Source organism: Streptomyces sp. NPDC107498 (assembly GCF_055582805.1).
Map to the genome: position 1 here is coordinate 104826 of NZ_JBVJPE010000002.1, position 11774 is coordinate 116599.

General features: G+C 72.1%; 12 protein-coding genes and 1 pseudogene. 12 read left to right on the forward strand and 1 reads right to left on the reverse strand.

The features are described from left to right. The first annotated feature begins 68 nt into the window (after positions 1-68). The 8 genes and pseudogenes from ACZ66Z_RS03710 to ACZ66Z_RS03745 all read left to right on the forward strand — a co-directional run bounded on the left by ACZ66Z_RS03710 (position 69) and on the right by ACZ66Z_RS03745 (position 7232). Positions 69-1694 (forward strand): sensor histidine kinase, encoded by a 1626-nt coding sequence (locus ACZ66Z_RS03710; RefSeq protein WP_469932356.1) that lies wholly within the window; start codon positions 69-71, stop codon positions 1692-1694. Further along, the gene (locus ACZ66Z_RS03715) at positions 1691-2092 is read left to right on the forward strand and encodes a roadblock/LC7 domain-containing protein (protein ID WP_030690508.1); all 402 of its coding nucleotides are present in this window, start codon (positions 1691-1693) and stop codon (positions 2090-2092) included. Before ACZ66Z_RS03710 ends, ACZ66Z_RS03715 begins: the two co-directional genes overlap by 4 nt. Further along, positions 2089-2442 carry a DUF742 domain-containing protein gene (locus ACZ66Z_RS03720; protein ID WP_469932357.1) on the forward strand — a complete coding sequence of 118 codons (354 nt, stop codon included), beginning with the start codon at positions 2089-2091 and terminating at the stop codon, positions 2440-2442. The genes ACZ66Z_RS03715 and ACZ66Z_RS03720 overlap by 4 nt, the downstream gene beginning before the upstream one ends. Next, positions 2423-3049 carry a GTP-binding protein gene (locus ACZ66Z_RS03725; protein WP_469932358.1) on the forward strand — a complete coding sequence of 209 codons (627 nt, stop codon included), beginning with the start codon at positions 2423-2425 and terminating at the stop codon, positions 3047-3049. The genes ACZ66Z_RS03720 and ACZ66Z_RS03725 overlap by 20 nt, the downstream gene beginning before the upstream one ends. Next, on the forward strand, positions 3046-4275 hold the full coding sequence (locus ACZ66Z_RS03730) for a cytochrome P450 (protein ID WP_469932359.1): 1230 nt from the start codon (positions 3046-3048) through the stop codon (positions 4273-4275). Before ACZ66Z_RS03725 ends, ACZ66Z_RS03730 begins: the two co-directional genes overlap by 4 nt. Continuing rightward, the gene (locus ACZ66Z_RS03735; RefSeq protein ID WP_469932360.1) at positions 4272-5516 is read left to right on the forward strand and encodes a cytochrome P450 family protein; all 1245 of its coding nucleotides are present in this window, start codon (positions 4272-4274) and stop codon (positions 5514-5516) included. The genes ACZ66Z_RS03730 and ACZ66Z_RS03735 overlap by 4 nt, the downstream gene beginning before the upstream one ends. A 220-nt stretch (positions 5517-5736) precedes the next feature. After that, on the forward strand, positions 5737-6843 hold the full coding sequence (trpS, locus tag ACZ66Z_RS03740) for a tryptophan--tRNA ligase (RefSeq protein ID WP_469932361.1): 1107 nt from the start codon (positions 5737-5739) through the stop codon (positions 6841-6843). 1 nt (position 6844) lies between these two features. Then, positions 6845-7232 (forward strand): annotated as a pseudogene (locus ACZ66Z_RS03745) (Lrp/AsnC family transcriptional regulator). Positions 7233-7249: 17 nt separating this feature from the next. Here the strand turns inward: ACZ66Z_RS03745 and ACZ66Z_RS03750 are convergent. Then, entirely contained in the window at positions 7250-7711 is a 462-nt protein-coding gene (locus ACZ66Z_RS03750; RefSeq protein ID WP_469932362.1) for an SRPBCC family protein, read from the reverse strand. A gap of 265 nt (positions 7712-7976) precedes the next feature. Here ACZ66Z_RS03750 and ACZ66Z_RS03755 point away from each other — a divergent pair, with 265 nt between their 5' ends. From ACZ66Z_RS03755 to ACZ66Z_RS03770, 4 genes are all read left to right on the forward strand, one after another. Beyond that, positions 7977-9062: a substrate-binding domain-containing protein gene (locus ACZ66Z_RS03755; protein WP_469932363.1), complete on the forward strand. Its 1086-nt coding sequence runs from the start codon at positions 7977-7979 to the stop codon at positions 9060-9062. 111 nt (positions 9063-9173) lie between these two features. Beyond that, on the forward strand, positions 9174-9953 hold the full coding sequence (locus ACZ66Z_RS03760) for an ATP-binding cassette domain-containing protein (RefSeq protein ID WP_469932364.1): 780 nt from the start codon (positions 9174-9176) through the stop codon (positions 9951-9953). Continuing rightward, positions 9950-11227 (forward strand): sugar ABC transporter permease, encoded by a 1278-nt coding sequence (locus ACZ66Z_RS03765; protein ID WP_469932365.1) that lies wholly within the window; start codon positions 9950-9952, stop codon positions 11225-11227. Before ACZ66Z_RS03760 ends, ACZ66Z_RS03765 begins: the two co-directional genes overlap by 4 nt. Positions 11228-11257: 30 nt before the next feature. Continuing rightward, on the forward strand, positions 11258-11761 hold the full coding sequence (locus ACZ66Z_RS03770; protein WP_469932366.1) for a DUF6328 family protein: 504 nt from the start codon (positions 11258-11260) through the stop codon (positions 11759-11761). Positions 11762-11774 lie beyond the last annotated feature (13 nt).

Consider the following 11774-nt stretch of genomic DNA (forward strand, 5'->3'; position numbering starts at 1 on the left):
AGATCGGATCTATAGTGCCGTCGTTACGACTCCCCACCCCGCGTGCCCCGTTCTCGAGAGTCTGGTTGATGTCGGCGCCGTCCACCCCCTTCCGCCCTGCCCTGCTCGCCTCGTTGCTGACAGCCGCCGCGGGTGGTGCGATCGCCGTCGCGGCGACCGCCGCGGCGCCGCCCGGAGTCCGTCCCGCACTCGGCTGGTTCGCCGGCGGCGGCGTCCTGCTCCTCGCGGCCGCCGCCTTCGCGGTCACCTGGTACGGGCGGACCTCCCGCTCCCTGAGCCGGCGGGTCGAGGCCCTCACCGCCGAACTCGCCGCCCAGGAGGCCCGGGCCGCCCGACAGGCGGCCCACTGGGCGGACGGGGCGGCGAGGGCGAAGGACCGGTACGAGACGGAGGCCGCCGCCTCGGAGGCGGCCCACCGGGCGCGGACCGAGGAGCTGATCCGCGCCCACACCGCCCGGATCGCCGAGCTGACGGCGGATCGGGCCGCCGAAGTGCGGCGGCTCGAAGCCGAACTGCGCCGCGCCGAGTCCGGCCGGTCCGCCGCCATGGCCGCCGCGGCCAACGCGGCCGGCCGCATGCAGGCCCTCGCCACGAGCATGCTCGCCGACCTGCGGGAGATGGAGCACCGGCACGCCGACGAGGACGTCCTGACCGACCTGCTCCACCTCGACCACCGCACCGCGCAGGCCGGACGGCTCGCCGACTCCGTCGCCGTACTGACCGGAGCCCGGTCCGGCCGGCGCTGGGCCCGCCCCATCGTCATGGAGTCGATCCTCCGCGGCGCCATGGGGCGGATCGGCGGCTACCAGCGGGTGCGGCTGCACTCCAGCAGCGACGCGGCCGTCGCCGGGCACGCGGCCGAGGGCGTCATGCACGCGCTGGCCGAACTGATGGACAACGCGGCGAACTTCTCGCCGCCCACCGCCGAGGTCCACGTCTACGTGGAGGAGGTCCCGGCCGGGGTCATCATCTCGGTCGAGGACAGCGGTCTGGTGATGAGCGACGTGCAGCTGCGCCGCGCGGAGGCCGCGGTCGGTTCGACGGCCCAGGACCTGGCCGGCCTCTCCGGCACCCGTCTCGGTCTGGCGGTCGTCGGCCGGCTGGCCCGGAAGCACGGTCTGACCGTGTCGTTCCGTCCCTCGGCGCGCGGTGGCACCGGCGCCCTGCTGATGCTGCCCCAGGACCTGATCAGCCACGCGCCCGCCGAGACTCCGGCCGCGCCCGCCGCCCTGCCGCCCGTGACGGGCCGGGGACCGACGGCGCCGGTCCCTCCGGAGGCTCCTGCGGCCACCGCCGCGGCCGTCGAACCCGAGACCGTCCACGACGGTGCGTCCGAGAGCACCGGCGAACACCCCCGGTTCGGCGAGAGCGGCCTGCCCCGTCGCCGTCGCGGCCGCGCGATGGCCGCCGCCCACCCGGAGGGGCCGGAGGCCGCCGTGAAGCCGCGCGCGGCGGGCCCGCGCACCGGCGCCGCGGCCGGCGCGGCCACGCGCTTCGGCACCTTCCGCCAGGCGGTCCGCGGCGCCGCCGAGGCCGCTCCCCCCGAGGCCGCCGCCTCCGACGCCGTCCCCGGGGCCACCGCCGCCGGGCCCGCCCCCGCCGTACCGTCCGATCCCGCCGACGCCCGGCCGTCCGCACCGCGGACCTCGCCGCCGTCCTCGAACTCCCCGCACCCGGAAGGCACCCCGTCATGACCGGCACCACCACCGACGAGAAGCTCAGCTGGCTCCTGGAGGGCCTGCTGGAACGCACCCCGGGCACCCGCCACGCCCTGGTGCTCTCCCGGGACGGCCTCAAGCTCTGCCGCACCCCCGAGCTCTCCGTCGACCAGGCCGACCAGCTCGCCGCGATCGCCGCCGGCATCCAGAGCCTGTCGCACGGTGCCTCCGTGGAGTTCGGCGACGGCACGGGCGGGGTCCGCTCCGCGATGGCCGAGTTCTACGGCGGCATCCTGTTCATCGTGGAGGCGGGCGAGGGCGCCCACCTCGCGCTGGTCGCCGACGAGGACGCCGACGCCGGGCTCGTGGGCCACAACATGTCCGAACTGGTGGAGCAGTTGGGCGAGTACCTGGTCGCGAGGCCCCGGGGATGAGCCGCGGCAGGCCGGGCCGGGACGACTCTCCCGACCGGCTCTACACCCTGACCGGCGGCCGCAGCCGCGCCGGGTCCGACGCCTTCGACCTGGTGACGCTCGTGGTCTCCGAGAGCGATCCGGTCGCCGGCATGCAGTCCGAGCACGCCGCGATCCTGCGCATATGCCGCTTCCCCACGGCGGTGGTGGAGGTGGCGGCGGGGCTCGGTCTGCCGGTGTCGATCACGCGGATCCTCCTCGCCGACCTGCACGACACCGGCCGGATCAGCGCACGGCACCCCCGCGCCTCGTACCGCCTTCCCGATCACGACATCCTGGAGCAGGTGCTCGTTGGACTCCGTAACCTCTGAACAGCGCCGGACCCTGCACAGCACCGCCGACAACGGACTGAAGATCGTCGTCGTCGGCGGTTTCGGAGTCGGCAAGACCACCCTGGTCCGCTCGGTCAGCGAGATCCGTCCGCTGAACACCGAGGAGACCATGACCCAGGCCGGCGAGGGCGTCGACGACACCGTCGGCGTCGCCGCGAAGACGGCCACCACCGTCGCCTTCGACTTCGGCCGGATCTCGCTGGACGAGCACAACGTGCTGTACCTGTTCGGGGCGCCCGGCCAGGAGCGCTTCTGGTTCCTGTGGGACCGGCTGTTCTCCGGGACGCTCGGCGCGGTCGTCCTCGTCGACACGCGGCGCCTCGCCGACTCCTGGTACGCGATCGACCGCCTGGAGCACCACGGCACGCCGTTCGTCGTCGCCTGCAACGACTTCGGCGGCCCCGCCCACACGCCCGACCAGATCCGCGAGGCCCTCGACCTCGCCGACGGGGTGCCGCTGGTCTTCTGCGACGCCCGGTCGCGCGAGTCCAGCAAGCAGGTGCTGATCTCGCTCGTGGAACACCTGCGGTCCGTCGTCGCGGCCTCGCGACCGACCCCCCACCCGATCCCGGAGCCCACCCCGTGACCCTCCCCGAGCCCCAGCCGGTCCCGCTGAGCGGGCCCCGGTTCCAGACCGACCCCACCGAGCTGTACCGGCAGATACGACGCGAGCACGGGGCCGTCGCCCCGGTCCTGCTCGACGGGGACGTGCCCGCCTGGCTGGTCCTCGGCTACCGCGAGCTGCACCAGGTCACCAGCGACCCGGTCCTCTTCTCCCGCGACTCCGAGCTGTGGAACCTGTGGGACGCCGTTCCGGCGGACTGGCCGCTGCTGCCGATGATCGGCCGCAAGCAGCCGTCCATCCTCTACACCGTCGGCGAGCGGCACCGCGAACGGGCCGGGGTGGTCTCCGACGCCCTGGAGGGGGTCGACCCGTTCGTCCTGCGGGAGCGGACCGAGCGCTTCGCCGACGAGCTCATCGACGGGCTGTGCGGCAAGGGCTCCTGCGACATCATCGCCGAGTACGCGATGCTCCTGCCGGTACGGGTCCTGGCCAGCTGCTACGGCTTCGCCGACGAGCAGGGCCCCGGGCTCGTCACCGCCATGAACGACATGATCAACGGTCAGGAGGGCGCGCTGGAGGGCCAGCGCCACCTGGCCGAGTCCATGTTCGCGCTGCTCGCCGCCAAGGCCGAGGCGCCGGGGGACGACGTCGCCTCCCGGATGCTCGCCAACACCGCCGGGTTCACCGTCGAGGAGGTCGCCCAGGACCTCATGGTGATGATGGCCGCGGGCCACCAGCCGACCGCCGACTGGATCGGCAACTCGCTGCGCCTGATGCTCACCGACGACCGGTTCGCGGCCTCGCTCGCCGGCGGCCGGCACAGCGTCGGCGAGGCGATGAACGAGGTCCTGTGGGAGGACACCCCGACGCAGAACGTCGCCGGACGGTGGGCCTCGCGCGACACCCGCCTCGGCGGGCGGAGGATCGGCCGCGGCGACCTGCTGCTGCTCGGTCTGGCCGCGGCCAACTCCGATCCGCACGTGCGCACCGACTCCGGCGCGTTCACCGGCGGCAACAACGCCCACCTCTCCTTCGGTCACGGCGAGCACCGCTGCCCGTTCCCCGCGCAGGAGGTCGCCGAGACGATCGCCCGGACGGGGATCGAGGTGCTGCTCGACCGGCTGCCGGACGTGGACCTCGCGGTCGCCGAGGGCGCCCTCGCCCGCCGCCCCTCCCCCTGGCTGCGCGGTCTGACCGCGCTCCCCGTGACGTACACCCCGACCCCCGCCCTTGGAGCCCTCGGATGAGCTGCCCGTACGACCACACCGCCACGTCCGGCACCGACGCGATCGCCCTCGACCCGTTCGTCGGCGACCTCGACGGCGAGAGCGCCCGGCTGCGCGCCGCCGGCCCGCTGGCCCGCGTCGTCCTGCCCGGCGGAGTGCCCTGCTGGGCCGTCACCCGGCACGCCGAGGCGCGCAAGCTGCTCACCGACGCCCGGCTCGTCAAGGACATCGAGGTCTGGGGTGCGTGGCAGCGCGGCGAGATACCCCTGGACTGGCCGCTGATCGGGCTCGCGAACCCGGGGCGGTCGATGCTGACCGTCGACGGCGAGGAGCACCGGCGGCTGCGCTCGCTGGTCGCGCAGGCGCTGACGGCACGTCGGGTGGAGCGGCTGCGGGCGGGCATCGAGGCGCTCACCGCGGGGATGCTCGACCGGCTGGCCGAGCGGCCGTCCGGCGAGGTCGTGGACCTGAAGGCGGAGTTCGCGTACCCGCTGCCGATGAACGTGGTGGGCGAGCTGATGGGCGTCGACCCGGCCGACCACCCGCGGATGAAGGCGCTGTTCGACAAGTTCTTCTCGACGCAGACGCCGCCCGAGGAGGTGCCGCAGATGATGGCGGACCTGGGCACCCTGTTCGCGGGGATCGTGGCGGGCAGGACGGAGCGTCCGGGCGACGACCTCACGAGCGCGTTGATCGAGGCGTCGGAGAACGGTGACCGGCTGACCACGGAAGAGATCACCAACACCCTCCAGCTGATGGTGGCGGCCGGGCACGAGACGACGATCAGCCTGATCGTGAACGCCGTGGTCGCCCTGGAGACCCACCCCGAGCAGCGGGCCCTGGTGCTCAAGGGCGAGGTGCCGTGGGAGAACGTGATCGAGGAGACCCTGCGTTGGTCGACGCCCACCTCGCACGTGCTGATCCGCTTCGCCACCGAGGACATCGAGGTCGGCGACCGGGTCCTGCCCCGGGGGGAGGCCCTGATCGTGTCGTTCGGCGCGATCGGCCGGGACGAGGAGCAGCACGGTCCGACGGCGGGCGAGTTCGACGTGACGCGGACGCCGAACCGGCACATCTCGTTCGGTCACGGCCCGCACGTGTGCCCGGGCGCGGCGCTCTCCCGCCTGGAGGCGTCGGTGGCGCTCCCCGCCCTGTACGGGCGCTTCCCGGAGCTGCGCCTCGCGGTGCCGCGCGAGGAGCTCCGCAACAAGCCGGTCGTCACCCAGAACGACCTCTTCGACCTCCCGGTCCTGCTGTCCTGACGGCTCCCGGCGGGTCCCGCCCGAAACGCCCCGCGGCCCCGGCCGCGGGGCGCTAGGCTGGCGCCATGCATCTGTCGTCGTGTCCCAGCTGGTGGCGCTCCTCCTAGGAGCGGCCACCCCTCGCGCACGACCGGGCCGTTCGGACGAACGGCCCTTTCGCGTTTCCTGCTCATGGGTCCTGTCGTCCCGACGGCGCCACCGACCCGGACCAGGAGACCTCATGACCACCCTCGCCCCCACCATCCCCGCTCCCACCGACCTCCCCACCGACGACGCCCTCGGGACGACCGCCGCGCGGACGCGCAGCGCGGTCCTGGAGCAGCGGGTCCTCGAAGCCCCGGGGCGGTTCCGCGTCCTGACCGGCGACCGGCCCACCGGGCGGCTGCACCTGGGCCACTACTTCGGCACCCTGCACAACCGAGTCCGGCTCCAGGACCTGGGGGTGGAGCTGTTCGTGATCATCGCGGACTACCAGGTCCTGACCGACCGCGACGTGGCGGACCACCTCACCGAGCACGTCGAGGAGCTGGTGCTCGACCACCTCGCGATCGGCGTGGACCCGGAGCGCAGCACGGTCTTCGCCCACAGCGCCGTCCCCGCCCTGAACCAGCTGCTGCTGCCCTTCCTCAGTCTGGTGTCGGTGGCCGAGCTGAACCGCAACCCCACCGTCAAGGACGAGATCGCCCACTCCCGGCAGTCCGCCGTCAGCGGCCTGATGTTCACCTACCCCGTCCACCAGGCCGCCGACATCCTGTTCTGCAAGGCGAACCTCGTCCCCGTCGGCCAGGACCAGCTGCCGCACCTGGAGGTCACCCGGACCGTCGCCCGCCGGTTCAACGACCGCTACGGCAGCGGTGCGGCCGTCTTCCCCGAGCCGGACGCCCTGCTGTCCGACGCCCCGCTGCTGCTCGGGACGGACGGCACCAAGATGAGCAAGAGCCGGGGCAACGCCATCGCCCTGGCCGCCACGGCCGACGAGACGGCCCGGCTGGTCAAGGGCGCGAAGACCGACTCCGAGCGCCACATCTCCTACGACCCGGCCGGCCGGCCCGAGGTGTCGTCCCTCCTGCTGCTCGCGGCCCTCTGCCAGGGCCGTGCCCCGGAGGAGGTCGCCGCCGAGATCGGCTCCGCGGGCGCCGCCGCGCTGAAGCGGACCGTGACGGAGTCGGTCAACGAGTACCTGGCGCCGATCCGGTCCCGCCGCGCGGAGTACGCACGGGACCGCGCGTACCTCCGCCGGGTCCTGCGCGAGGGCAACGAGCGGGCCCGGGCGGTCGCCGACGCGACCCTCGCCGAGGTGCGCACGGCGATGAACAGCCACTACTGACGTGTCTCTCCGGCACGGGAACGACGGAGGGGAGCCGGGGACGACGGAGGGGAGCCCGGACGCCATCGACCGGGCGCTGCTCGCCGAGCCGCAGCGGGACGCCACTCAGGCGTACGCGGTGCTCGGCAGGGCGGTCGGCCTGTCGGCCGGCGCCGCGCACGAGCGGGTGCGGAAGCTGCGCGAGCGCGGCGGCGTTCGCCGCGATCTCCGAGATCCGGGAGGCGCACGTCATCGCCTGCAGCGCCTCGGTGCTGGTGAAGGTGCGCACCACGACCACGGTGCGGCTCCAGCAGGTGCTGCGCCGGTTGTACGCGATCGAGGGCGCGAGCGGCACGCAGGCGACGGTGTCCCCGGAGACCTTCTTCGAGCGGCCGGTCTCCACGGGCTGACGCCCCGCCGTCCGGCGTCAGTCGCCCGTGCCGCCCGTGCCGCTCTCCAGGATGCCCTTGAGGGTCAGTTCGTCCCTCGGCGTCTCCCTCCGCACCTGCGGGCGGACGACGAGGGGGATCAGGGCCTTGCCGACGCCGTGTCCCTCGAAGTCGAGGGAGAGCGTCAGACGGCAGTGCTCGCCGTCGTCCAGGGGCTCGATGGTGCCCTGCACGTCGCCGCGGACGGGGCCGTCGATGCCGTGCACGTGCCAGTGCCTCGGCGGCTCCCACCCGATGACCTGCATGGTCGAGGTGAATTCCCGCCTGCCGATCCGCCGGGTGACGGCGGCCTTGGAGCCGACCGCGAGGGGGCCGTCGCCGATCTTGTGGACCGAGACCGCGCTCTCCTGCCATTCGGTCAGGTGCGTCGGGTCGGTCACGTAGGAGAAGACCTCCGCGGGCCTGCGGGAGATGTCGATGGTTTCGGTGATGACAGGCATGTCGCCCTCTTCGTTCGACGGGGGACCCCGCCGGAAGCCGATGCGCCGGCGCGGGCCCGTTGTCGCTTCGTACAAATCGTCCCACTCCCGGCAGCGTCCCGCCAGCCTCGGTCCGCGCGGCGGCATCCGGGCCGGGGTCCGGCTCCGGGTCCCACCCGCTTGCCGGTCCCCAGGTTGCCGCTAATGTCGATATATAGGCCATATGTGCATCCTCGTTCCCGCACGCAGGAGGTGAGGGAGAGGGGGCGTACGAAAGGAGCCTCCGATGACCCGTACTTTGCGGAGCGCGATAGCCCTGGCCGGAGCCGCAGCCCTCTCCCTCGGAGTGGCGGCGACCAGCGCGACGGCCCTGGGCGCGGGGAGCGAGAAGCAGGACGTCAAGATCGGTCTGCTGCTGCCGGAGAGCAAGACCACCCGGTACGAGAAGTTCGACCGGCCCTACATCGAGCAGAAGATCAAGGAACTGGCGCCCGACGCCCAGATCGACTACTACAACGCGGCCGAGAACGCCACCACCCAGCAACAGCAGGTCAACACCGCGCTCGCCAAGGGCGACAAGGTCCTCATCCTCGACGCCGTGGACGCCAAGTCCATCCAGTCCTCCGTGCAGAAGGCCCATGACGCGGGCGTCAAGATCGTGGCGTACGACCGCCTCGCCCAGGGCCCCGTCGACGCCTACGTCTCGTACGACAACCACAAGGTGGGCGAGTTGCAGGGCAAGGCGCTCCTCGCAGCGCTCGGCGACAAGGCCGAGAGCGGCGAGATCGTGATGCACAACGGGTCGCCGACGGACCCGAACGCCGCCGAGTTCAAGGCCGGAGCGCACTCCGTCCTCGACGGCAAGGTGAAGATCGGCAAGGAGTACGACACCCCCAACTGGGACCCGAACAACGCCAACCAGCAGATGTCCGGCGCCATCAGCTCCCTCGGCAAGGACAAGATCGTCGGTGTCTACTCGGCCAACGACGGACTGGCCGCCGGCATCGCCACCGCCCTCAAGGCGGCCGGCATGAACGTGCCGCTGACCGGCCAGGACGCCCAACTCGACGCGATCCAGCGGCTCCTGCTGGGCACCCAGACGATCACGGTCGAGAAGCCGTACAAGCCGGAGGCCGACATCGCGGCCACCATGGCCGTCGACCTGGCGGAGGGCAAGAAGCTGTCGTCCGACCTGGTCCCCACCAGCGTCAACAGCGACAGTGACCGCAAGGTCGCGGCCCGGCTGCTCGACCCGGTCGTGGTGAACAAGGACAACATCAAGAACACCGTGGTCAAGGACGGGCTCTACACGGTCCAGGAGATCTGCACCCCGACCTATGCGGCGGCCTGCAAGGACGCCGGTCTCGAATAAACCGGTCTCGAACAGCCGGTCTCGAACAGCCGGCCTCGAAGAAGCCGGTCTCGAAGAAGCCGGTCTCGAACAGCCGCGGAGCGGTTCGCGCGAGCGGAGGAGGCGGTTCCCTTGCCGGAGCCAGCCGTGCTCACCCTGCGGGGGATCTCCAAACGGTTCGGCGCGGTCCAGGCGTTGAAGGACTTCGACCTGGAGGTCCACGCCGGCGAGGTCGTCGCCCTCGTCGGCGACAACGGCGCCGGCAAGTCCACCGCCGTCAAGTCGATCGCCGGGGTGAACCCGCCCGACGAAGGCGTCATCGAGTGGGAGGGCCGGGCGGTCTCCGTCAACCGGCCCCACGACGCCCAGAACCTCGGCATCGCCACCGTCTACCAGGACCTCGCCCTGTGCGACAACCTCGACGTGGTCGGCAACCTCTTCCTCGGCCGCGAACTGCGCCGCTTCGGCGTCCTGGACGAGGTGCGGATGGAGCAGCGCTCGCGCGAACTGCTCGACACGCTCTCCATCCGCATCCCCAGCGTCCGGATCCCGGTCGCCTCCCTCTCGGGCGGCCAGCGCCAGACCGTCGCGATCGCCCGTTCCCTGATCGGCGACCCGCGGATCGTCATCCTGGACGAACCCACCGCCGCCCTGGGCGTGGAGCAGACCGCCGAGGTGCTCGACCTGGTCGAGCGGCTCCGCGAGCACGGTCTCGGCACCATTCTGATCAGCCACAACATGGTGGACGTGATGGCGGTCGCCGACCGCATCGCCGTCATGCGCCTCGGCCGGAACAACGGCCTCTTCGACAAGCGCTCCACGACCACCGAGGAGATCATCTCCGCCATCACCGGGGCCACCGACAGCGCCGTCACCCGTCGCCAGGCCCGCAAGCGGGAGGAGGAGGGATGAGACGTGACCGCGCCTCCGGCGATTCCGCCGCCCAGCAGCCGGCGCCCGAGTCGATGCCCGCGGTGGACACCCGGCTGCTCGTGCGCGAGGAGGGTCTGAAGGGGTACCTCGGGGAGTTCCGCCGCAAGATCCGCAGCGGAGAGCTGGGGTCGCTGCCCGTCATCGTCGCGGTGATCATCATCTGGACGGTCTTCGGCAGCCTCGACAGCACCTTCCTCTCGGCCCAGAACCTCTCCGACCTCAGTCAGCAGATCGTCGGCACCGGCATGATCGCCGTCGGCATCGTCTTCGTCCTGCTGCTCGGCGAGATCGACCTGTCGGTCGGCTCGGTCAGCGGCCTGTGCGCCGCCATCTTCGCCGTGCTCAACGTCCTGAACGGCATGAACGAGTGGCTGGCGCTCCTCGTCGCCATCGCGGGCGGGGCGGCCGTCGGGCTCATCCACGGCTTCTTCTTCGCGAAGGTCGGCGTGCCGGCGTTCGTGGTCACCCTCGCGGGCAACCTCGCCTGGAACGGTCTGATGCTCCAGATCCTGGGGTCCAGCGGCACGGTCAACATCCCGAGCGAGAGCATCGTCTCCAAGCTCTACTCGACGATCTTCCACAGCCCCGCAGCGGCCTACGTGACCGCGGCCGTGGGGGTCGGGCTCTTCCTCGCGGCCTCGCTCCTGGACGCCAGGCGCCGCAGGGCCGCCCGGGTGCCGTTCCGGCCGGTCGCCGAGATCGTGCTCCGTACGGCCGTGATCGCCGCGATCGCGTTCGTCGCGGCGTACATCCTGAACCGCTACCAGGGGCTTCCGCTCGCGCTCCTCATCTTCCTGATCCTGCTGGTGGTCCTGGACTTCGTGCTGCGCCGCACGACCTACGGGCGGCGGATCTTCGCCGTCGGCGGGAACATCGAGGGCGCGCGACGGGCCGGCATCAGCGTGCCGTTCGTCCGGATGAGCGTCTTCTCGATCTCCGGGACCATGGCGGCGGTCGGCGGCCTCTTCCTGGCCGGCCAGATCCAGTCCGCGAGCCAGACCTCCGGCGGCGGCAACCTGCTGATGAACGTCATCGCCGCGGCCGTCATCGGCGGTACGAGCCTGTTCGGCGGGCGCGGCTCGGTCTGGTCCGCCCTCCTCGGCGCCCTGGTCATCGGATCGATCCAGTCGGGCATGAACATCATGGGCGTCAGCAACGCCGTCCAGTTCATGATCACCGGATCGGTGCTGCTGGCCGCCGTCGTCGTCGACTCGTTGTCCCGCCGGAGCCAGAAGGCCGCGGGCCGCGCCTGACCACCGGGCTCCCGGGGAAGGAGACCCCTCATGGAGGCGGAGCCGAACCGGAGGGACGGGCGTCGCCACGGGCGCGACGAGACCGAGGAGGAGCGGGCCGACCGGCGCTGGGCGGATCTCATGCAGGAGATCCGGGTGGCGCAGACCGGCGTGCAGATCCTCCTCGGCTTCCTCCTCACCGTGGTCTTCACCCCGCACTTCCAGGGGCTCGACCAGACGGACAAGACGATCTACGTCGTCACGGTCGTCCTCGGATCCCTGGCCACGGGCGCGCTGATCGGTCCCGTCGCCTTCCACCGGATCGTGGCGGGGCGGCGGATCAAGCCCCAGGCGGTCGTCTGGGCCTCACGCCTCACCTTCACCGGTCTCGTCCTGCTCCTGGCGACCCTGACGTCGGCCCTCTTCCTCGTCCTGCGGGTGGTCACGCACGACGCGTACGTCCCCTGGCTCGTCTCCGGCGTCCTCGCCTGGTACCTGCTCTGCTGGTTCGCCCTGCCCCTGTGGACGCGCTCCCACTCCGCCGACGGGGACTGAGGGCCGGGACCGC